Genomic DNA, 22124 nt, shown 5'->3' with positions numbered 1-22124 from the left:
GGAAAACTTGTGCCAAGAGAAATTGCACTAAAAGATGTCAGAAACATCGGTATTATGGCGCACATTGACGCAGGTAAAACAACCACAACAGAAAGAATTCTTTATTATACAGGAAAGATTCATAAGATAGGAGAAACTCACGAAGGCGCTGCTACCATGGATTTCATGGTTCAAGAGCAAGAAAGAGGTATCACTATCGGTTCAGCAGCAACAACATGTTACTGGAAAAACCATAGAATCAATATTATAGATACACCGGGCCACGTTGACTTTACAGTTGAAGTTGAACGTTCCCTAAGAGTTCTAGACGGTGCGGTTGCTTTATACGACGCTAAAGGGGGAGTTGAACCTCAAAGCGAGACTGTATGGCGTCAAGCAGACAAATACGGTGTACCTAGGCTTGCATTTGTTAATAAAATGGACGTCGTAGGTGCAAACTTTGACAGAACACTAAAGATGATGAGAGAAAGATTAAACGCTCATCCAATAGCTGTTCAATTACCAATAGGTAAAGAAGATACATTTAGAGGTATCATAGACCTAATCGCAATGAAAGCTGAATTATACGAAGACGATCTAGGAACAGTAATACAAGAATCAGATATTCCAGAAGATCTAGTAGAAACAGCTCAAAAATATAGAGAAGAAATGATCGAAGAAATCGCTGATTTCGACGAAGAAATTATGGAACTTTACTTAAACGGTGAAGACGTTCCTAACGAAATGATAAAAAAAGTATTAAGAAGAGAATGCGTTGCAAACCAAGTAACACCAGTTCTATGCGGTAGTGCATATAAAAACAAAGGTGTACAATTCCTTCTAGATGCTATAGTAGACTATTTGCCATCACCTATCGATATACCAGCAGTTACTGGTACAGATAGAGACGGAGAAATAACTGAAAGACCAGCATCAGATACTGAACCACTAGCAGCATTAGCATTTAAGATAGTTACAGACCCGTTCGTAGGTAAACTTGCTTATGCAAGAATCTACTCAGGCGTTCTAAAGAGCGGTTCTTATGTATTTAACTCATCAAAGGGTAAGAGAGAAAGAATCGGACGTATCGTATTAATGCATGCTGATAAGAGAGAAGAAATCGAAGAAGCATATGCAGGATCCATCGTTGCTATAGTAGGATTGAAGCTAACAGGTACTGGTGATACACTATGTGCTGAAGACAAACCAATCATACTAGAAGATATGGAGTTCCCAGAACCAGTTATCTCAGTAGCGATAGAACCAAAGACAAAAGCTTCACAAGATAAGATGACACAAGCACTACTAAAGCTTGCTGAAGAAGACCCAACATTTAGAACATATACAGATGAGGAAACAGGCCAAACAATCATCGCCGGCATGGGTGAACTTCACCTAGAAATCATTGTAGACAGACTTTTAAGAGAGTTCAAAGTAGAAGCAAACGTTGGTAATCCACAAGTTGCATACAAAGAATCAATCAAGTCAGCTGCAGAAGGCGAAGGTAAATACGTTAAACAATCAGGTGGTCGCGGACAATACGGTCACGCAAGAATCAAAATCGAACCACAACCAGCAGGAAAAGGTTACGAATTTGTTAACGCAATCGTTGGTGGAGCTATTCCAAAAGAATACATCGGACCAGTTGACCAAGGTATACAAGAAGCACTACAATCAGGTGTTATCGCTGGATATCCAGTACTTGACGTAAAAGTTACACTATACGATGGTTCATACCACGAAGTCGACTCATCAGAAATGGCATTTAAGATTGCCGGTTCTATGGCAATTAAAGATGCACTTAAGAAAGCAACACCTACACTACTTGAACCTATGATGAAAGTTGAAGTTACTACACCAGAAGAATACATGGGAGACGTAATTGGCGACTTGAACTCAAGAAGAGGTAGGATAGAAGGTATGGAACTTGATAACGGAGCTCAACACGTTAAAGCATTCGTTCCACTTTCAGAAATGTTTGGATACGCAACAAGCCTTAGAAGTAACACACAAGGTAGAGCTAACTACTCAATGCAATTCGATCACTACGATCCAGTTCCAAACAGTATATTAGATAAAGTCATTGGTAATAAATAATTTTATAGGAGGTAAAAAATGGCTAAACAAAAATATGAAAGAACAAAACCACATGTTAACATTGGTACAATCGGTCACGTTGACCACGGTAAAACAACATTAACAGCAGCTATAACATTAGTACTAAACAAGAGATACGGTAGCGGTGAATTCGTAGACTACGCAAACATCGATAAGGCTCCAGAAGAAAGAGCTAGAGGTATAACAATCAGTACTTCACACGTTGAATACGAAACACCAAACAGACACTACGCACACGTTGACTGCCCAGGCCACGCCGACTACGTTAAGAACATGATTACTGGTGCTGCTCAAATGGACGGCGCTATCCTAGTAGTATCTGCTGCAGACGGTCCAATGCCACAAACAAGAGAACATATCCTACTTGCTAGACAAGTTGGTGTTCCTAAGATTGCAGTATTCCTAAACAAAGAAGACCAAGTAGACGACCCAGAACTAATCGAATTAGTTGAAATGGAAGTTAGAGAACTACTTAGCGAATACGACTTCGACGGAGATAACACTCCTATCGTTGTAGGTTCAGCACTTAAAGCTCTAGAAGATCCAGACGGAGAATGGGGAGACAAGATTATTAAACTTATGGAAGAAGTTGACGCATACATCCCTCAACCAGAAAGAGCTACAGACCAACCATTCCTAATGCCAGTAGAAGATATCTTCTCAATCACTGGTAGAGGTACAGTTGCTACAGGTAGAGTAGAAAGAGGTACAGTTAAGGTTGGAGATACAGTTGAACTAGTTGGTTTAACAAACGAAGTAAGAGACGTAGTAGTAACAGGCGTTGAAATGTTCCACAAACTACTAGACGTAGCAGAGGCTGGAGATAATGTAGGTCTATTACTAAGAGGCGTTCAAAGAGACGAAATTGAAAGAGGTCAAGTACTTGCTGCACCTAAGACAATCAAACCACACACTAAATTTAAAGCAGAAGTATACGTATTAACAAAAGAAGAAGGTGGACGTCATACTCCATTCTTCAACGGTTACAGACCACAATTCTACTTCAGAACTACAGACGTTACAGGTAACATCACACTAGAAGACGGAGTAGAAATGGTAATGCCTGGTGATAACGCTAGATTTAACATCGAACTTATCACACCTATCGCTATTGAAAAAGGACTTAAGTTCGCTATCAGAGAAGGCGGTAGAACAGTAGGAGCCGGAGTTGTAACTGAAATTATCGAATAATTTCGATTGATATAGTTATATAAATTCTTAAAGAGAGCTGGAAGTGATATGCACCCACAAACCCGGACAAAATAACCGCGTTTATTACACGGCTTGTAACCTGTACTCAACAGGTGACAGGCCGTTTAATTGGCTCTATGTCAAATATTGGGGAGACTTATTGATTTAAGTCTCTCTTTTTATGTTAAAACTAACATTTGCACGTTTTTAATTTATATACTTAAAATAACACAAATTTATGTAATTTTTGCATGACTAATAAACCTATATAGGCTTATTAGGTTTTTATGATGGTTTATATATATATTTTAGTCTAAAAGCATTATTCTTTTTCTGAACCTCTCGAAGTTTCTCATACCAAAGCTGTTTCTTTTTAGTGTCTTTATCTTTGTATGTTTTCCTTCTAGTGCTCCATTTGAATGTTTGTAGTCAAATGAGTTTGTAATTTCATCAGACCAGTTTGTAAAGGCTGTTATACATGATTTAAACTCTTTAAGTTTTGATTTTTTACATATGTCTATCCATGCGTTTACCTTGTATTGTGCTTGTTCTTTGTTTTTCTGCACTAGAACTTCTTGATAGAAGGATTCTTTTAAGCCATATGCTAGTCTTAGCTCTTCGCTTATCTCTAGCATTAGAGCTGCTTCTCGCTTTTGATCATCATTAAGTTTTGGCATTGGTTTTGTAAGTATGCTTTTACTTCTTTTTAGGTATATTCTCATTTCTGCTGATGTATCTTTTTGTATTCTCTTTCTTACGTTTTCTAAGCTCCAAGAGACTTGTCTTACGAAGTGATATTTGTCTGCTATGTGTACTGCGTTTTTAAAGTATGCGTTTTTAACGTTTTTAAATGTTTTTGACATATCGCTAACAAATATCTTTACATTTTCTCTTTCTTCTTTTGGTATGTTTTTAAAGTATTCAAACAAAATATTTTCTTGCCTACTTTTAACTATGTCTATGATTTCATGTGTTATGCCATCTAGAAGTGAGCATTGATACTTGTATGAACCGCTGTCGCCTTTAAACTCGTCTATTAAAAGTACTTTTGGAAGACTTTTTCTCTCTACTGATAGGTAAGATAGGACTCTTGTAACTGTTGATGTGCTTACTGAGTATCTTCTTGATATTGACTTTATTGAGTAAAGTTCTCTAAACTCTCTAGCTATGGATGCTACTAGTCTTTTTGTCATGGTCATTTTCTTTGCTACTAGTTCTGTTTTGCTATCAATTCTTTTCCCGCAGCACTTACAGTTGTACCTAGTTTTTCTTAGGTTTATTATGCATTTTTTACCATGCATCTGTGTATCTTTTATCTTTTGAGTTCTGTGATCATGAACCCAGATATGTTTAGAACCACAGTATGGGCAGCTTTTTAACTTTTTTGTCTGTGCTTCTATAACTACTACATTTTCACCTTCTTTAAAATTGTTAACAACTACATCTTTACAAGCTAGCAAATTTATGGTATTATATTCTTGCACTTGTACACACCTCCTATGTTGTAGTGGTATTTTAAGTATAGGATAAAATGTGTGCAAGTGCAACTTTTTTTTGTAATTTTATCAAAAAAATATCTATTGAGGTTTTACTCCCCAATAGATATTATACAGCCTATATTATCTGTCACTGAAATGGTGGCAGATTTTTTACGAGTTTCTAAATGATATCTATCGACTTTACGTTTACAAATATATATTATAGTATTTTTATCTCTCACAAATTGTTACTCTTTTGTTACTTTTTTGTTACTCTTTTGTTACTCTTTCTATATCATATATCTGATATACTATAGTAAAGATAGTAATTACTGTCTACACAAAGGGAGGTGGAAGTATGAAGAAGTCACTAGCCATTGTCATGACTGTATTGCTTCTACTAAGCGCAGTTATTAGCCCAGCTAATGCAGCGAGCATGAAGCATCACCACGACGGTGCCAACTATGATGTCCTAGTTAACTCTATAAGTAATCAAAAGAGAGGTCTTAATTATGAAGTAATGGGACCTATGCCAGGCGGTGAAACAAAAACTGTAGTAGTAAGTTTAGCAGTTCCTTTTGGAGCTCACTATAACAACACATACTATTATGAAGATGAATTTTACGCTGGAACACTTAGAGTTGCAAGAACATCTGTAGTAACTTATGCAGATGGAACTAAGGATACTTTAGTAACATACGCTGGAACAGTTAGTAGAAAGAAGTAAATATTGATTCGTACGAAGAAGGGGTGGCTCGTTGCCACTCTTTCTTTTTTTATAAAAGCCTATCTACTATACTTATATAAATTGTTTTATATGTGCTTATCTTCTTGCATTTTGCCATTCATAGTGATATAATCATATTGATATTGTTTAAGGGAAGTTTAAAAAACGCAGTCGCCGCTGCCGTGGGCGCACACTGAGTAAACACTTATGTCACTGTTATTTGTTTAATAATGGGAAGGCGTTTACAAGGGCTTAAAGCGCTAGCCGGAAAACCTTACTCTATCAAGAAATACCTTCGGCAAAGAGAGGTTCTTTTCTAAATCAATCTGATTTTTAAAAGGAGTCTTTGCGTAGGAAATAAAAGGAGGAATAATTTATGAGGAAGAAAAATTTCATTCTCATGGGTCTTTCGCTAATTTTATTATCCGCAGACGCTTACGCAATGCACATCATGGAAGGTTACCTTCCTAAAGAGTGGTGCATAATCTGGGGACTAATATCACTACCATTTATCATACTTGGTATTAGAAAAATTGCTAAAGGCTCTGATTCAAACGAAAAGAAGGTTCTACTTGCACTTGCAGGTGGCTTTATCTTCGTCTTATCTGCTATGAAGATCCCTTCAGTAGTAGGTAGTTGCTCACACCCAACAGGTACTGGTCTAGGTGCTATACTATTTGGACCACTTCAAACATCTGTTTTAGGTTTAATTGTTTTACTATTCCAAGCATTGTTATTAGCTCACGGTGGTCTAACTACTTTAGGTGCTAATACTTTCTCCATGGCTATAGCTGGACCTTTCTTAGCTTTTGCCATCTATCACTTATTGAAAAAACAAAACAGAAGTTTAGCAGTTTTCTGTGCAGCAACACTTGGTGACTTATTCACTTATGTTGTTACAGCTACTCAACTTGCTATTGTTTATCATGAAGGCATAGGCTTTGCAGCTGCTTTAGGTAAGTTCTTATCTATATTTGCTGTTACTCAAGTTCCTATCGCGATAGTTGAAGGCTTATTAACAGTTGTAGTTGTTAACCTTATGGTTAGATACAAAGGTGAGGGGGTACTTAATAATGAAAGACTATAAGAAGACTAATTTGATATTAATTATATTAGCAATTTTAATAGTAGTTTTACCTCTAGTTTTTGTTAAAGGTGAATATGGTGGATCTGATGACGCAGCAAGCGAACAAATTGAATCACTAAATCCAGACTATGAACCATGGTTTGAATCCCTTTGGGAACCACCATCGGGCGAAGTTGAATCCTTGTTATTTGGTCTTCAAGCAGCTATCGGTGCTGGAGCTATTGGCTACATCATTGGCAGCTGGAAAGGCGCTGCAAGTAAGAAGGAAAAAGATAAATAAAGGAGCTAATATAAATTGCTACTCATTGATCAGTTTGCCTATACGAACGGCTTAAGGCATGTTAAGGCGGGATACAAATTTTTATTCACCTTACTTATGCTTGTTTTGGCCATAGGACTAGACAATATTTATGTAAATTTATCCATATTTGTATTAATAATAATTCTGGAGCTCACATGCGCAAAGTTTAAGTTGAGAAACGTCATATCATTTATTAAAGTTCCGCTAATATTCATTTTATTGGGAACGATATTTTTGGTTATAGGTTTTTCAAAGGAAAATCATTTTTCCTATTCGATAAAGATTTTTGGCGGCTACTTTGGAGTGATTGAGGGGCAAGAGATGCTATTTCTCAGAGTTTTCATGAGATCTCTTGCGGCGACCTCTTCGGTCATCTTCCTAAGTGTAACGACACCCATGGTCGACATTATAAAAGTTTTTAAGTCCATGCATCTTCCAAATGTCTTTATAGAGCTGTTTATGCTGATTTATCGCTTCATCTTCATCATCATAGAAGAGGCTCAAACCAATATCAATTCGCTTGAGATAAAATTTGGCTTTATCAATACGAAGACCTCATTTAAATCAATTAAGATTTTTATTGAGAACATGGTTTTGGGCATATTAAAGAGAAACGAAGAGATGATAAATGCACTAAATATCAAGCTTTACAACGGAGAGTTCCCAGTTAGGTGATTATATGTTAGAAGTTAAAAATTTAGAATATACTTATGAAAGTGGAAAAAAAGTTTTAGACGGGCTAAGTCTTTCTACTAATAATGGCGCCATCACTATGATTATAGGTGAGAATGGTGCGGGAAAGACTACTTTATTCAAAAATATCCTTGGTCTACTTAAAAAGGACAAAGGAGAGATACTTGTCGATGGTGAAGAGCTTCGCTACGACAAGAAAAGTCTTTTGAATTACAGAAAAAACGTTACTATGGTCTTTCAAGACCCGGACAATCAAATCTTTTACTCGAATGTTTTTGATGACACTGCTTTTACGCTTAGAAACCTTGGCTTTGACGAAGATACTGTCAAGGAAAGGGTTGATAAGGCCTTAAAGAGTGCCAATGCATACGAACTAAAGGATATGCCGGTTCACTTCTTAAGTTACGGACAAAAAAAGAGGGTTGCCATCGCTTCAGCTATCGCCTTGGGTGCAAATTACATCCTCATGGATGAGCCGACTGCTGGACTTGACCCTGTCTCTATTGGCATACTTAAAAAGACTATTGCGGGTATTGCCAAGGATAGCTCGCTTTTAATATCTACTCACGATATGGAATTTTGCTATGAAATGGCGGACTACATCTATGTAGTTAAAGACGCTAAGATTATCAAAGAAGGCACTAAGTATGAAATCTTCAAGGATGAGGAGGTCATTAAGCGTGCTAATCAAGAGCTGCCTATGTGCGTTAGAGTCGCTAATGCTTTGGGCGTTGACTTTTTTGATAATAATGATCAAATGATAGAGGAGTTAAAGAATTATGCTAAGCATAGCTCTTAATATAAAGGATAGACCTGTTACCATCATTGGTGGCGGGTCTGTCGCTTTAAGAAAGTTTAATACATTAGTAAATGAAGGTGCAGTAGTCACAGTCGTTGCTAAGGACTTTGTAGATGGCTTTGTTGGCGAAAATACAAAGTTAATTAAGGACGATTACAAAAAAGAATACATAGAAGGAGCCTTTTTACTATACATCGCAACGGACGACGAAGAGGTCAACAGAAGGGCCGAGGCTGATGCAAAAGAGCTTGGCATCTTGTTTAATAGATGTGACAAAAGCGATGAATCAGATTTTATCTCCATAAACATGAAAAAAATTGGCGGCATCGACGTCTCCATATCTACGGGAGGAAGGCTTCCCGACTTAAACAAAACTATCATGGATGATTTAAAAAACTATGAGGCTTATGACGATGAATACTTAGATTTAGCATCTTTGCTTAGATCGTACTACATCCATTACCATAAACAAGACGAAATAAAAAAGATAAAGACTTATACTAAGGAAGAAATTTTACGCTATATAAAGGAGTTTGAAGACTTTGAAGATAAAGGTAGGAACGAGGACGAGTAGGCTTGCGCTGAAGCAGGTTGAACTTGTTTTTAGTAAACTTAAAGAATTTTATGAGATTGATTACGAAGTAGTTGGCATAAACACGCTTGGTGACATCGATAAGAAGACCTCAATCAGTCAAATGGGTGGCAAAGGCGTCTTCGTAAGAGCGATTGAAGATGCTCTTAAGGATGGCAGGATCGATATCGCTGTTCACTCCTTAAAGGATATGACTTCTGAGATTGAAAATGGCCTTGAGATCATCTACTTTGGTGATAGAGCTAGGCGCAACGACATCGTTGTTCTAAATGAAAAACACAAGGGCAAGACCAAGCTTGAAAATGGCATGAGAGTCGCAACCGGCTCGCTTCGTAGGAAGTTCTTACTAGCTATGGATGAAAAGGCTTATGAGATAGCCGAGATACGCGGCAATATCGAGTCAAGGATAGCAAAGCTCGATACAGAGGGCTTCGACGCGATTATACTCTCAAGAGCGGCCATAGATAGACTTGATTTAAGTGAGGGACTTCGTGGACGCATCATAGATTTGGACGAAGAAGCATTTTTGCCATCGCCATGTCAAGGGGTCATAGCACTTGAAGTGAATAAAGAAAATCATGAGCTTAAGAAGATGCTTAAATCAATACAAAATGAAAAAACTGATTTCGAAGTCGGCATAGAGAGAGCGTTTTTAGCTGAGTCAGGCGCTTCGTGTAACAAGCCTTTAGGTATACATGTTGATTCGGTTGATAAGAAGGCACATGTAAAGGCTTTTATGGCCTCGGACGATTTAAAGAGATCTAGATTTATAGATTTTGATACGGATAAAGAAAATTACTTAGCTGATGTAAAGAAAAACACTGAAGTGATTAAAGGAGATATAGATGTCTAAAGTATATTTAGTAGGAGCGGGCCCTGGTGATGAGGGCCTAATTACTGTCAAAGGCTTAAGGCTGATACAAAAGGCCGACTATATTATCTATGACAGGCTCATCAATTACAATTTACTTAACGAAAAAAAGGCAGATGCGAAAATTTTTTACGTAGGCAAAGAGGGGATGAAATCCTCTTGGAAGCAAGAAGCAATCAATGATTTGCTACTTAAGTGCGCGAGCGAAGAGGGCAAGATCACAGTTAGACTAAAGGGCGGCGATCCTCTTGTCTTTGGCCGCGGATCTGAAGAAGCACTCTTTCTAAAGGAGCACGGAATTAAATCCGAGATAGTTCCTGGCATCTCCTCATCAATTGGCGGCCTTATCTACGCGGGCATACCAACAACTCACAGAGAAACGTCAAGGAGCTTCCACGTCTTTACTGGCCACACAATGGATGGCCCAGCCGAGCTTGATTGGGAGAACCTTGCTCATATGGAAGGGACACTGATCTTTCTTATGGCTATGAGCAATATCAAGACCATAGCTAATAAACTTATCGCGGCAGGCAAAGATCCAGATACAAAGGCAGCCTTCATATATAAGGCGAGTAGAGCAGATCAAAGGAGCTTCACTACTACACTTAAGGACGCTTATGAATGCAAAACTATTAACAATATCAAAAACCCATCGGTTTTTGTCGTTGGTGATGTAGTTCAATTTGCACCTGAGATAGATTTCTTTGGCGATAGACCTCTTAAGGATAGGTCCTTTATTTTGCTTAGAAAAAAAGAATTCAATCAAGACTTTAAAGATTTTCTAATCGAGAATAAGGCCGAGTTCATTGAGCTTGAGACAATTAAGTACACGCCCATCCATGACCATGGTTTTGATGAGGCACTAAAAAATATCGAAGCTTATAAATATTTAATATTAACAAGCCGAAACGCAGTAGAATTCTTCTTTAAGAGGGCGCTTGAGCTTGGTATAGACTTTAGAAGATTTGCCAATATTAAGATAGCCTCAATCGGTCAAAAGACTATGAAGGACATTGAGACTTATGGTTTTAAAGCGGATTATGTTTCGGAAAAATATACATCAGATGAAATGATTAAGAATATCACATCGAAGTTCGAGAAGGGCGCCAAGGTGCTTTACCCGCACTCAGACAAGGCGAAGGGCAATATTAGAGCGGCACTTGAGGCTTACGATGTGGATGCCTTTGAAATATATAAAAACAGCGACGAAGCTTATGAGAAGATGTATTTAGAAGATAGGGTTTATGACATATTCTTCTTCTCGTCATCGGAGGCCATTAGCTTCAATAAATTTTATCCAGAGCTAATGTCAAAGGCAAGGATATACTCAATCGGGCCATACACTACAAAGAGCATAGAGGCCATGGGCTATAAAGTTTATAAAGAGGCCAAAGTCCATGACTCAGAAGGCATGATAGATTTATTAAAAGAGGAGATTAATTATGAAAAATAGAATGAGAAGACTTAGATTAAACGCAAATATCAGAGAAGTGTTTGCTGAAACATCACTAAGAAAAGAAGACCTTATCTATCCACTCTTCGTTAAGGACGGGGTAAATGAGGTCGAAGATATAAAGAGCCTAAAGGGACAAAAGCAATACACTGTCGATAGGCTTGATGAAGTAATCAAAGAGCTAAAAGACTTAGGCATACGCTCAGTGATTTTATTTGGCGTGCCTGAACACAAGGACGCGTGCGGCTCAGGTGCTTATGCAAAGGACGGCGTCGTTCAAAGAGCTATCAGAAAGATCAAAGAGATTGACAAGGACTTCATAGTTATAGGTGACGTCTGCATGTGCGAGTACACTGATCACGGCCACTGCGGCATACTTCATGGTGATTACGTAGACAACGACGAAACCGTTTCCTATTTACAAAAGATAGCCGTGTCAATGGCAGAAGCAGGAGTTGATATAGTAGCTCCATCTGATATGATGGACGGACGTGTCGCAAAGATTAGAGAAGCACTTGACGAGGCGGGATACATAAACGTATCAATCATGAGCTACGCATCGAAATTTGCTTCAAACTACTACGGTCCATTTAGAGACGCAGCTGGCAGCGCACCAAGCTTTGGTGACAGAAAGCAATATCAAATGGATTACAGAAATAAAAAAGAAGCGCTTAGAGAAATACTTTCAGATGTAGATGAAGGCGCCGACATGCTTATAGTTAAGCCGGCTATGGCATATGGCGATATAATGAAGCTCGCATCAGAAGAAACAAATTTACCTATAGTTGCTTACTCAGTTAGTGGTGAGTACGCTATGCTTTATGACGCTGTTGCGAATGGCCTTGTCAAAGAAGATATAATTATGGAGACAATGCTATCATTCAAAAGAGCGGGAGCAAATTTAATCATCACATACTTTGCTAAGTACTTAGCGGAAAGATTATAATGGCGAAAAAGTATTACGCGGTTAAGGCAGGCCGCAAAACTGGCATCTTCGAGACATGGGACGAAGCGAAAGAGCAGGTCCATGGCTTTAAGAACGCAATATATAAATCATTTAAAACTATGGAAGAAGCAGAAAATTACATGAAGGGCGCAGAGCCCGAGGCAAGTCACGAGCTAGATGGAAGGCTCCTTGCTTATGTCGATGGCAGCTTTAGTAATATCTTAAAAAAATATTCCGCGGCAGCCATCTTCGTAAAGGACGGCGAAGTTATTCACAAGGCCTCGGTGGCCTATGACGATAAGGATCACTTGGCGATTCGTAACGTCGCCGGCGAGATAAAGGCGTCTATGCTCGCTATTAACTACGCAATTGACGAGGGCTACGACGAGATCCACATCTACTACGACTACGAAGGCATTCGCAGCTGGGCGATGGGCTACTGGAAGACTAATAAGGACGCGACTAAGGCTTATAAAAAATTTTTTGATGAGAAAAAAGATAAAGTCCAAGTCCATTTCCATAAGGTAGAAGCGCATACTGGCGACAAATACAACGAGATGGCCGATAAACTTGCCAAGGAAGCTCTTGTAAAAAGCTCTTGACATTTATATGTCCATAGTATATAATAAAGGCACTTGAATGACAAAGAAAATATTTTAGGAAGGTGAAGAAATGGATTTTGCACAAAAATTAAAAAGATTAAGAGAAAAAGAAGGCATGACACAAACTGATCTTGCCGAAGAACTAGGTTTATCACTTAAGACTATATCAAGATATGAAGTCAATGGTATGAGACCTCGTAGTAGAAAAATTTATAACCAAATGGCTAACATATTTAGAGTTGACGCATCATACCTTTTGGTTGATGATGACGACTACAAGGTTCCAGTTGAGGACCAAAACTATGACATGCTTGTAAATGGCATGCTAGGCCTATTCGCAGGTGGAACACTTAGCGATGAAGACAAAAAGGCTGTAGTTGAAGCTATCACAGATGCTTACTACAAATCAAAATATCAAGGCAATAATAATAAGGAAAGTAAAAATTAGTGAGCGAAAAATATTTAGATGATGCACTTGCATTGATTGAGGAGCACGGAACTAATGATCCTTACGAGATACTTGAAAACCTCGGCGTAGTAGTCATACCCATTAACATAGGTGCGGCTTTTCTAGGCATGTTTAGGATTTTGGACGGCGTTAGCTATGTGATCTACAATACTCATGCGGATGAGAAGGTGATTACACAGGTCTTGGCGCATGAGCTAGGTCACTACCTTTATCACAAGGATTATGCGAGTGAGGCGGAGCTAGCAGATTTTGGCCTGTCACAGGAGTCTTCAATAATCGAAGCCCAGGCCAATACCTTTGCGGCGCATCTACTTATTGACGAAGACGAAGTTTTAAACACTATAGAGGAAGGCATGAGCTATATGGAGCTCGCTCAAAGACTGATGGTTGACGAGAACCTCCTTCTTTATAAGCTTAAGTCTATGAAGAAGAGGGGACTGAAAATCAATTTGGGTGAAGTTCCTAGGAGCCAGTTCTTTCAAAATCTAGCAGAACAAGCTAAAAAATACGAAACAGACTAGTGGAGGATACTATGAAAAAGAAAATATTAAGCGCAGTGGCATTACTTGTCCTAGCAAGCTTATTTTTATTTGCGTGCGATGGAGCTAAGGACGCTGCTAAATTTACTATAAAGGATCATTACACAACAGCAGGAACAGACGGCGTATTAACGTCTTATGATATCGATGGCAAAGAATATGTCATCTTCGACCAATTCTTAGAGCTACTTAACCCAACAATACATAGAGTGGGCAATGTTTATGAGATGGTTGACGGTGTTCCTATGCCAAAGAAGAGTGAAGATGGCTTCTATTATCTTGACGATGGCATGCTATATAGCACAGAAAAGCCTATAGAAGCACTTAGACTTGACAGCGAAACTTATGATAAGATGGAAGACATTAAGTTCCCTATATATTATAAGGACGATATCGCTTCACTTGATGAGGGAGTAAAGAGAGTTAATGATACAGTTTTTTATCCACTAGAACATCTAGCTGAAGTATTTAGCTTTAAGGCTGAAAACGGCGAATTTGTTTTTGCAGAAAAAGATGAAAATGAATTAGAAGTTCTTAATCAAAAGGACTACGACTGGTATATTGACCAAAAAGAAACAGGTCAATACGCTGATAATAACTGCGGACCAAGCTGCGCTGTAATGAGCTTGTATTTCCAAAAGGGATATGACAAGGCTATCACAGCTGAAACTGCTAGAAACACTCGCGTTAATGATGGCGGCTGGTGGTTCACATCAGACGTTAGTGACTTCTTAAGTGATTCTGGCGTTAAGCACAAAATGAAGTTCTACAAGAACCCAGATAGCTTATTGACACCGCTTAGAGAAGGCAAGATCTGTATCATCTGTATCGATTCATCGACACTTCGTTATAATCCAGATAACAATTCTCACTTTAATAAGTACTATACAGGTGGCGGCGGTCACTTCATCATTGTCAATGGATATAAAGTAGTAGACGGAAGACTTTATTATATAGTAAACGACCCTAACTCTTGGGGCATGAAGTATGCTGACGGCACTTACATGGGCAAGGACAGATACTACGATGCCATTGATATAGACAAGACAGTTAGAGAATGGTCAAGAGAGTATTACATTGTAGATAATAATTAGTAATAATAGACGGCTTAGGTCGTCTATTTTTTTGTCTAAAAAAGGAGTGAGATAGAAGTGGATATACTTGATAAACTTAAAAATAGAGAAGAGATTTATTACCCTATAGAAAGAAATAGAAATACGGACCTGCGCTTTACATTGTACGACGCCTTTCTTGCAAAGAAGCGCTTCGAACGTTTTGCACCTCTCTTCATGGAAGCCTTTGAGGAGATAAATGGGCCATGCTATTACAAAAGTGATTTATATAAGTCAAAGCTTGGAGCTGATGTCTACCTAAAGCTTGACTCGGAGCTAAAAGTTGCTCATAGCGTTAAGGCAAGGGGCGGCTTTAACGAGGTCATGGTCAAGGTCGAAGACGTTTTAAAAGAAAACGGCATGCTAGATAAATTTGATGAGCTAAGTCTTAATGACATACGAAAGATTATGGCGGCATATACAATCGAAGTGAGCTCAACTGGCAACTTAGGTCTATCCATAGGCCTATGTGCCAAGGCCTTTGGCTTTAAAGCCAAGGTTCATATGAGCCGCGACGCGAAGGACTGGAAGAAAAAATTACTTAGAGAAGTGGGCGCAGAAGTTATTGAATACGACAGCGACTATACATACGCAGTCAAGATGGGTAGGTTAAGCGCAGAGCAAAACCATATGAGCTACTTCGTTGACGACGAGATGAGTGAGAAGCTCTTCCTTGGATATGCAGCGTCCATTTTTGAAGTGGCTGAGCAAGTAGCATCAAGCGGGTTAATCCCATCAGATGACGAGCCTCTTCATGTATTTTTGCCATGCGGCGTTGGCGGCGCACCTGGTGGCATCGCCTTTGCCTTGAGGAGCTTCTTCAAAGACAGCGTCCGTATATACTTTGTAGAGCCGACTGAGTACCCTTGTATGCTATATAGCTTTGTTCATGGTGAGGCTGCTTCTGTTAACGATATCGGTCTCGGAGGCAAAACCATTGCCGATGGTCTTGCATGCAGCGCACCATCGAAGCTTGTCTTTCCTATCGTTGACTCACTTATCGACGGCTTCTTCAGCTTTAATGACGAGAGCATATTAAGAGCAAAGAAAGATATAGAAGAGATAGATGAAAAGGTCGTTGAAGCATCGAGCGCCGCAGCACTATTAGCATATGAAAAAATAAATAGGCCAAAGAACTCAATACTATGGATCACTGGATCAAATGTTGATAAATAGCACTTAAAGTCTTGAATTATAATATTGTTAGTGATATAATTAAAATTTGGAGGGATATTATGAATTTATTAGTTGTAATTTTAAATGAAATGGATAAGCTCGATGAATTATTACTTGAACTTTCCAAAAAATCAATCACAGGAGGTACTATACTTGACAGTCAAGGTATGGCCTCAACACTAGCTGGTTGGCACAAAGACATTAGTGCCTTCGGCGGACTTAGACAAATACTTAACGGACAAAGACCATTCAACAAAACACTGCTTATGGTGCTTGACGACGAAAAGCTTGTCGTAGCAAAGGAAGTTGTTAAGACTGTTATGGGTAATATTAATAATGAAAATACAGGAATTATGTTTACTCTTGATGTCAAGAGCGTGGAAGGATTGACTAAATAGTATGAACTTTGAAATCTTATTACATTTAGGTACAATCTTACTCGTTGGATTTATAGTTTCAAAAATACTTGGCCTCTTCAAATTTCCAGAGGTAACAGGCTACTTGATAGCAGGTATACTCATAGGACCCTCGGTCTTAGGACTAATACCCGCAGAAGCAGTTAAGAACTTCGATATCATCAGTGAAGTCGCTTTAGCCTTCATCGCCTTTTCCATAGGTGCCGAGCTAAAGTTTGACGATTTAAAAAGAGTGGGCAAGGCGATATTTATAATTACTTTACTAGAAGCACTCGTTGCCTTTTTCCTAGTAACCGTAGTTATGCTTTTACTTGGACAAAGTTTCCCATTCTCACTAGCAATAGGCTCAATCGCGTGCGCAACAGCACCAGCCGCAACACTTATGGTCATCAAGCAATACAAGGCCGAAGGACCACTAGTTAGAACACTTATACCAGTTGTTGCACTTGATGACGGCGTTTGTATCATCGCTTTTGGTGTTGCATCAACACTTGCTCAAAACATGATACAGGGCGGAGCTTTTTCAATGATGAACATGGTTGGAAAGCCAGTTCTACAAATACTTGCAGCGCTTGCACTAGGTGTAGTAGCAGGCATCATCATGGTTAAGTCCATGAGATTCATGAAGAACCAAGGACAAATCCAAGTTTCTTTTATAGGTGTAATATTCTTATTAGCTGCTATATCACTACGCTTTGACCTATCAAGTCTACTTACTATGATGGCTTTTGGTACAACAATTTGTAACACATCAAGAGAAGAAATGAAAGTCTTCAACGCAATCGAAGTTATTACGCCAGCTATCTTCCTATGCTTCTTCGTATTATCCGGTGCAGACCTTAACCTAGCAAGCTTAACAAAAGTTGGTCTACTTGGTATAGCATATGTTATCGCTAGAGTCATAGGTAAGGCACTAGGAGCAGGCATTGGCGCAAAGATCGGCAACTTGCCAAGCACAGTACAACAAAACCTAGGTTTATGCCTAATACCACAAGCCGGCGTTGCCATAGGTCTTTCACTAATTGCAAAGAGAATCATACCTGCACCACATGGAGAAGTAATCAGAGACATAATACTTTCAGCTACAGTTATCTACGAACTAGTAGGTCCATTAATCACAAAGATGGCGCTACTTAGATCTGGAGAAATCAAAAAGGAGAACTTATAATGAACATAAAAATTAAGTATTTTGAAGAGCTAAACACAACAGAACTATATGAAATACTTAAGCTTAGACAAGCTGTCTTCGTGGTTGAGCAAAACTGCCCATATCACGATATAGACGAGTTTGATCCAGTATCAGTCCATCTTATGCTCATAGAGGGAGACGAGCTAGTGGCCTACGCAAGAATCACTGAGAAGGGTACTCGCTACCCAGAAGTTTCTATCGGTCGCTTCCTTGTGAAGAAGGACTTTAGAAAAGATGGCTACGGCGATAAGCTATTCTCAAGGGCAATCGACTACATCACAGACGATATGAAAGAGGACACAATCAAGATACAAGCGCAAACATATATGAAAAATTATTATGCGAAGAAAGGTTTTAAAGAGATATCCGAGCCTTATCTTGAAGATGATATAGAGCACGTTGATATGCTTTACAAAAAAGATTAATATGTATAAGAAAATATTTATCATGCTTATGGTCTTGTGCTTAGCATTGACTGGATGCGCAGGGACTGATGATGCTGCTAAAAATGATAAAAAGGATCTAAGTATACTTTTACTGATCAATGGCACGCTTGGCGACAAGAGCTTCTTCGATAGCGCTGAAGCAGGCATGGAGCTAATCAAGGAAAAGTATCCAGAGATCACTACTAAGACCATAGAGATGGGTACCGACGAGACAAAGTACGCTGCAATACTCGAAGAAAACGTTGCTTCAAAGGCCTACGACATCATCGTAGCGGGCACTTGGCAGCTTAAGGACAAGGTACAAAAGATATCCGAAGCCTACCCAGAACAAAAATTTATACTTTTTGACGATAACGCCAACGATGGCGAGAAAAAGTATGAGAACATCTACTCGATTCTTTACAAGCAAAACGAAGGCGGCTTCTTAGCTGGAGCGCTTGCTGGATTAGTTGAGCAAGGTGAGGGCTATAGTTTTGCCAAAAAGACTAAGAAGATTGGCCTAATTGGCGGCATGGACAGTAAGATAGTTAAGGACTTTTTACTTGGCTACGAAGATGGCGCGAAATACATTGACAAGGACATCGAGGTCTTAACAAGCTACGTTGGTAACTTCACTGACGCGATTAAGGCGAAGGATCTAGCTAACATCTTGTACAAGGAGAAGGACGTCGACATCATATTTAACGTCGCATCCATAGCTGGCCTTGGCATAATTGACTCGGCAGCTGAGACAGAGCGCTACGTCATAGGCGTTGACTCAGACCAAGCGGCTCTACTAGGCGAAGCAAAAGCGAAATACATTTTGACTTCAATACTAAAAAGAGTTGACACATCCTTACTTAGAGCGATTGATAAATACAAAGCAGGCGAAGAAATCTTCGGTACAACAGAAATCTTAGGCGTTAAAGATGACGCCATCGGCATAGCTGACAACGATTTTTATAAAAACACAGTCAGCGAAGCAGATAGAGCCAAGATAGACGAGATTATTGACGAGATAAAAGCTGATAAAATCACTATCAGAAGCGAATTCAATGATTAAGATAAATAATTTAAGCTTTGCTTATGGCGAGAAGATCATCTTTGATAATTTTAGCTTAGAGATAAATGAGAGACTTGCTTTTCTTATGGGGAAGAATGGCGCAGGCAAAACGACTCTATTAAAACTCATTCACGGAGACTTAAAAGATTACAGTGGAGAGATAGTCTCAGACGAGGCCTATATGCTTAGTCAGAGCTTTATGCTCTTTGATGAGCTAAGCGCTATTGAAAATATCAGCTCTGCCATAAACGTGAGCAAAAAAGAAGCTCTTAGCTTAGTAAAGACCTCGCCTTTTTTTATAAGTGGTCTTGAAAGAAAAGTTAAGGACATGACGACTATTGAGAGGCAGACAGTTGAGCTCATCGCAATGAGCCTAAGTGATAAAAAGCTGATACTGCTTGACGAGGTGAGTGCAGCACTTGATGCGAGGACCACAGAGAAGCTTAAGGCCTACATCAAAAGCTCGGAGAAGAGCTTTCTTATGGTATCGCACGACGAGGACTTCATCCAAAGCTTTGATGCGAATGAGATTTTACTCGATAAGCAAAATATTGAGCCTAGGCAAAATATTGAGCCTAAGCAAAATGCACGCAGCTCAAAAATTATCGGCATCTACCTAAAAGACGAGGCAAAACTCGAGATGCTAATAAAAGGCTTCACGCGCTTTGCCTACGTGCCAAAAGATGTGCGCAGCGCCTTGCTTATGGACGAAGAGGCGTACAAGAACATCTTCATATATGATATTTTAAAGAATAAAGAGCGCGATTATACTAAAGACGCCGAGGACTTTATTGCAAAATACAAACTGAAGTTCAAGACGAGTGACATCACAAAGACACTCTCGGGAGGCAATCTGCAAAAGATGGTCTTTTTCAGAGAGCTAGAGCGTGATGAAGACCTATATATTTTATATAATTACAAAAAGGGCATGGACTTCGAAGCAAAGGCCCTTGCTCAAGAGTCGATACTTAAGAGGCGCGACGAGGGCAAGACCATTTACATCGTTTCGGACGATTACGAAGATTTAAAGGAGGATATAGTAGATGAAATCAAAGTCATTTAAGAGATATTTCATTTTGCTATATCCTTTTTTGATGCTTATAACATTAGTCTTAGTCGCTTTAATCTCAAATATCAGTCTAAATGACATACTCATGGCGGCCGCAAAACCATTTGCCTCGCCATTCTATAGACTTAGTTTTATCAAAGAATTTCTCATAGTCGGCCTTTTGTCAGTGGCGATGAATCTTTCCTTGTCAATGGGTGAGATGAACTTTTCGCTTGAAGGCATCTTTCATATGGCGGTCTTCTTATCGGCGCTAGTAGCCATTTACTTTGCAAATTTCTTTATAATTATAGTTTTAGTGCCAATAGTTTTGTATTTACTTTGGCAAGTGCCGAAAAAAGTCTCAAGAGGCGATGGAAATAAACTCATTATCTCATCACTGATCTTTAACTACCTTATTTTAGGTGTGATAAATTATCTTGTCTATACATTTTTCTCAGATGAAAATATTTCTTCAGCCGTTACAAAAGACTTTGCTTTCGCCCTTGATATAAAGCTTGGCATTGCCATAGCCGTAGTGAGCCTCATTGCCTTTATAATATTTGCAGTAAAGACCTCGCTCATAACTAAGCTAAAAATAATCAAGGACGCGCCAAGCATATTGATCTCGACTGGAACTGAGATAAAAAAAGAAAAGAGGACGATAGACCTTTGCCTTGTGCTTCTAACATCTGTGGCAGCCTTTCTATATTTATTTTTAAACTACAATCGCTTTTCACTTCAAAGCTTCACGGGCTACGGCTTTGACGCGATAACTGTAACGCTTCTAGCACGTGGCGACTTTAAAAAACTTGCCTACCCAGCCATATTAATTACATACATAAGACTATTAAGCCTTGTCATGCAGACCGAATTTTCCTTCGTTTCGTCTGTGATGTACCTAATGCAAGGCGTTCTGATTTTTATATCGATATTGGAGGCGCGCGATGACAGAAATTATTAGAGCTTTTTTACGCATATTTCTTTTGTGTCTAGCCATCAACTCGATGCGGATGCTCGGCCTTTGTCTCTTACACGCAGACGGCCTTGTTAATATCTCGGCGATAACGGCGCTTGTGGTCTATAGCGAAACGCATTCATTTATCTTGACAATATTGGTCGCGACAGTCATAACGCTATTGGTAAATACATTTTTTGTTTATCTAACAAAGCGAAGAGGCGTCTCAGACATTGTTTATGGTATAGCGATGAACCTCATTCTTCGCGGTCTATCGGGCCTTATACTTTATCTGTATGCGGGCGACCTCGCTATGTCGACTTCGGTCAACGTTAATTTTGATCTGAAAATCTTTGGCATCGACATATTTATAGTTTTGGGTCTAGTACTAAGCCTTATCTATTATATATATCTATATAAGACGAGGGCTGGGCTTGAGCTAAGAGCCGTGGGCCTTGATGAAGAAAAAGCTAGCTTTAGAAAATTAAATATAGCTAGGGCGCGCCGTGATGCGATTCTTTTTGCATCAGTTTTTGCGGCGCTCGTTGGAAGCTTCTTATCGCTATCGTATTTTTCATACTTTACGGAGAATATCTCACAAAATGTGGGCTACATATGCTTGGCACTTGAAGGCTTCTCAGTCATACACCCAGCTCTAACGCCAATCGCAAGCCTTGTCTACGCAGTCTTTACTTATCTTGCGGGCTCCTTTCAAAGCGTGGCGGCCATTAACTACAAGCTCTTGGACTTAATTCCCTATCTTGTAATTTTACTTTTTTTATATTGTACAAAATATAGTCAAAAAAAAGGCTCTATGTCAAATATTGGGGAGACTTATTGATTTAAGTCTCTCTTTTTATGTTAAAACTAACATTTGCACGTTTTTAATTTATAT

At 39.0% G+C, this 22124-nt stretch carries 24 protein-coding genes and 1 riboswitch; of the genes, 23 read left to right on the top strand and 1 reads right to left on the bottom strand.

Annotated features, from left to right (window positions below; all coding sequences use genetic code 11):
- Window positions 1-9: 9 nt before the first annotated feature.
- Window positions 10-2076, top strand: a complete 2067-nt coding sequence (gene fusA, locus BN3004_RS01250) for an elongation factor G (protein ID WP_058259473.1) — start codon at window positions 10-12, stop codon at window positions 2074-2076.
- 18 nt (window positions 2077-2094) lie between these two features.
- Window positions 2095-3288 (top strand): elongation factor Tu, encoded by a 1194-nt coding sequence (gene tuf, locus BN3004_RS01245; protein ID WP_058259472.1) that lies wholly within the window; start codon window positions 2095-2097, stop codon window positions 3286-3288.
- A gap of 308 nt (window positions 3289-3596) precedes the next feature.
- Here the strand turns inward: tuf and BN3004_RS01240 are convergent, their stop codons facing one another.
- On the bottom strand, window positions 3597-4772 hold the full coding sequence (locus tag BN3004_RS01240; RefSeq protein WP_058259271.1) for an ISL3 family transposase: 1176 nt from the start codon (window positions 4770-4772) through the stop codon (window positions 3597-3599).
- A gap of 352 nt (window positions 4773-5124) precedes the next feature.
- Here BN3004_RS01240 and BN3004_RS01235 point away from each other — a divergent pair, with 352 nt between their 5' ends.
- The 21 genes from BN3004_RS01235 (at window position 5125) to BN3004_RS01135 (ending at window position 22070) form a co-directional block, all read left to right on the top strand.
- Window positions 5125-5493 (top strand): hypothetical protein, encoded by a 369-nt coding sequence (locus tag BN3004_RS01235; RefSeq protein WP_058259471.1) that lies wholly within the window; start codon window positions 5125-5127, stop codon window positions 5491-5493.
- Between the two features lie 107 nt (window positions 5494-5600).
- Window positions 5601-5788: riboswitch (cobalamin riboswitch) on the top strand.
- Window positions 5789-5869: 81 nt separating this feature from the next.
- Entirely contained in the window at window positions 5870-6580 is a 711-nt protein-coding gene (locus BN3004_RS01230) for an energy-coupling factor ABC transporter permease (RefSeq protein WP_058259470.1), read from the top strand.
- Window positions 6567-6860 carry an energy-coupling factor ABC transporter substrate-binding protein gene (locus BN3004_RS01225; protein ID WP_058259469.1) on the top strand — a complete coding sequence of 98 codons (294 nt, stop codon included), beginning with the start codon at window positions 6567-6569 and terminating at the stop codon, window positions 6858-6860. The genes BN3004_RS01230 and BN3004_RS01225 overlap by 14 nt, the downstream gene beginning before the upstream one ends.
- Before the next feature lie 15 nt (window positions 6861-6875).
- Window positions 6876-7556 (top strand): CbiQ family ECF transporter T component, encoded by a 681-nt coding sequence (locus BN3004_RS01220; protein ID WP_058259468.1) that lies wholly within the window; start codon window positions 6876-6878, stop codon window positions 7554-7556.
- Between the two features lie 4 nt (window positions 7557-7560).
- The gene (locus BN3004_RS01215) at window positions 7561-8373 is read left to right on the top strand and encodes an energy-coupling factor ABC transporter ATP-binding protein (RefSeq protein WP_058259467.1); all 813 of its coding nucleotides are present in this window, start codon (window positions 7561-7563) and stop codon (window positions 8371-8373) included.
- Window positions 8354-8947, top strand: coding sequence for a precorrin-2 dehydrogenase/sirohydrochlorin ferrochelatase family protein (locus BN3004_RS01210; protein WP_058259466.1), 594 nt, complete (start codon window positions 8354-8356; stop codon window positions 8945-8947). Before BN3004_RS01215 ends, BN3004_RS01210 begins: the two co-directional genes overlap by 20 nt.
- Entirely contained in the window at window positions 8916-9818 is a 903-nt protein-coding gene (gene hemC, locus BN3004_RS01205; protein WP_058259465.1) for a hydroxymethylbilane synthase, read from the top strand. The genes BN3004_RS01210 and hemC overlap by 32 nt, the downstream gene beginning before the upstream one ends.
- Window positions 9811-11289, top strand: coding sequence for a uroporphyrinogen-III C-methyltransferase (cobA, locus tag BN3004_RS01200; RefSeq protein ID WP_058259464.1), 1479 nt, complete (start codon window positions 9811-9813; stop codon window positions 11287-11289). Before hemC ends, cobA begins: the two co-directional genes overlap by 8 nt.
- The gene (hemB, locus tag BN3004_RS01195; RefSeq protein WP_058259463.1) at window positions 11279-12235 is read left to right on the top strand and encodes a porphobilinogen synthase; all 957 of its coding nucleotides are present in this window, start codon (window positions 11279-11281) and stop codon (window positions 12233-12235) included. Before cobA ends, hemB begins: the two co-directional genes overlap by 11 nt.
- The gene (locus tag BN3004_RS01190; protein WP_058259462.1) at window positions 12235-12837 is read left to right on the top strand and encodes a ribonuclease H1 domain-containing protein; all 603 of its coding nucleotides are present in this window, start codon (window positions 12235-12237) and stop codon (window positions 12835-12837) included. Before hemB ends, BN3004_RS01190 begins: the two co-directional genes overlap by 1 nt.
- A 70-nt stretch (window positions 12838-12907) precedes the next feature.
- Window positions 12908-13285: a helix-turn-helix domain-containing protein gene (locus BN3004_RS01185; RefSeq protein ID WP_058259461.1), complete on the top strand. Its 378-nt coding sequence runs from the start codon at window positions 12908-12910 to the stop codon at window positions 13283-13285.
- Complete coding sequence (locus BN3004_RS01180; RefSeq protein WP_058259460.1) at window positions 13285-13827, top strand: ImmA/IrrE family metallo-endopeptidase; 543 nt, start codon at window positions 13285-13287, stop codon at window positions 13825-13827. The genes BN3004_RS01185 and BN3004_RS01180 overlap by 1 nt, the downstream gene beginning before the upstream one ends.
- Before the next feature lie 11 nt (window positions 13828-13838).
- Window positions 13839-14939, top strand: coding sequence for a hypothetical protein (locus BN3004_RS01175; protein ID WP_058259459.1), 1101 nt, complete (start codon window positions 13839-13841; stop codon window positions 14937-14939).
- A 57-nt stretch (window positions 14940-14996) separates the two neighbouring features.
- Window positions 14997-16133 carry a D-serine ammonia-lyase gene (gene dsdA / locus BN3004_RS01170; RefSeq protein WP_196792450.1) on the top strand — a complete coding sequence of 379 codons (1137 nt, stop codon included), beginning with the start codon at window positions 14997-14999 and terminating at the stop codon, window positions 16131-16133.
- Between the two features lie 59 nt (window positions 16134-16192).
- Complete coding sequence (locus tag BN3004_RS01165) at window positions 16193-16531, top strand: hypothetical protein (protein WP_058259457.1); 339 nt, start codon at window positions 16193-16195, stop codon at window positions 16529-16531.
- A gap of 1 nt (window position 16532) precedes the next feature.
- Window positions 16533-17717 carry a cation:proton antiporter gene (locus BN3004_RS01160; protein WP_058259456.1) on the top strand — a complete coding sequence of 395 codons (1185 nt, stop codon included), beginning with the start codon at window positions 16533-16535 and terminating at the stop codon, window positions 17715-17717.
- The gene (locus tag BN3004_RS01155; protein ID WP_058259455.1) at window positions 17717-18163 is read left to right on the top strand and encodes a GNAT family N-acetyltransferase; all 447 of its coding nucleotides are present in this window, start codon (window positions 17717-17719) and stop codon (window positions 18161-18163) included. Before BN3004_RS01160 ends, BN3004_RS01155 begins: the two co-directional genes overlap by 1 nt.
- 1 nt (window position 18164) lies before the next feature.
- Entirely contained in the window at window positions 18165-19226 is a 1062-nt protein-coding gene (locus BN3004_RS01150) for a BMP family ABC transporter substrate-binding protein (protein WP_058259454.1), read from the top strand.
- On the top strand, window positions 19219-20289 hold the full coding sequence (locus tag BN3004_RS01145) for an ATP-binding cassette domain-containing protein (protein ID WP_058259453.1): 1071 nt from the start codon (window positions 19219-19221) through the stop codon (window positions 20287-20289). Before BN3004_RS01150 ends, BN3004_RS01145 begins: the two co-directional genes overlap by 8 nt.
- Entirely contained in the window at window positions 20270-21235 is a 966-nt protein-coding gene (locus tag BN3004_RS01140; RefSeq protein ID WP_058259452.1) for an ABC transporter permease, read from the top strand. The genes BN3004_RS01145 and BN3004_RS01140 overlap by 20 nt, the downstream gene beginning before the upstream one ends.
- Window positions 21219-22070 (top strand): ABC transporter permease subunit, encoded by an 852-nt coding sequence (locus tag BN3004_RS01135; RefSeq protein ID WP_058259451.1) that lies wholly within the window; start codon window positions 21219-21221, stop codon window positions 22068-22070. Before BN3004_RS01140 ends, BN3004_RS01135 begins: the two co-directional genes overlap by 17 nt.
- Window positions 22071-22124 lie beyond the last annotated feature (54 nt).

The organism is Fenollaria timonensis, assembly GCF_001457835.1.
GTDB lineage: Bacteria > Bacillota > Clostridia > Tissierellales > Peptoniphilaceae > Fenollaria > Fenollaria timonensis.
The sequence above is the reverse complement of the archived record's forward strand: the minus strand, read 5'-3'. Positions and strand labels throughout refer to the sequence as shown.